This is a genomic window from Billgrantia ethanolica, assembly GCF_021404305.1.
Taxonomy (GTDB): domain Bacteria; phylum Pseudomonadota; class Gammaproteobacteria; order Pseudomonadales; family Halomonadaceae; genus Halomonas; species Halomonas ethanolica.
Genome location: NZ_JABFTX010000028.1, coordinates 1 through 358, shown reverse-complemented (window position 1 = coordinate 358; position 358 = coordinate 1). Strand labels below are relative to the sequence as shown.

General features: G+C 64.0%; 1 protein-coding gene. It reads right to left on the bottom strand.

Translation table 11 applies throughout. The annotated features are described in order from the left end of the window. Positions 1–358 (bottom strand): ABC transporter substrate-binding protein (locus tag HOP53_RS21355; protein WP_234271871.1); only part of this gene is annotated, 358 nt, incomplete at both ends.

Here is a 358-nt window from a genome sequence, read left to right as displayed (position 1 = left end):
AAGGCCTCGTCTCCCGGGATGGTACGTACGATCCGATAGAGATCCCACTCGCCTTTGGACTCGGCGGGCGACTTCACTTCCACCAGGTACATATCGTGGACCATGCGCCCATCCTCGCGGATCACGCCGTTGGGAGTGAACATGTCGTTGACCGGCGTCTCGCCCATCCAGGCGCGCAGCGTGGCGGCATCGTCCGTGCCGGTGGCCTCGATGGCGTTGAGGTAGTGCATGGAGCTCGAATAGACACCTGCCTGGACCATGGTCGGCATGCTGCCCATGCGCTCGTAGTAGCGCTGGGCCCAGGCGCGGGCCTCGTCGTTCATGTCCCAGTACCAGCCGGTGGTGAGCTGCATGCCCT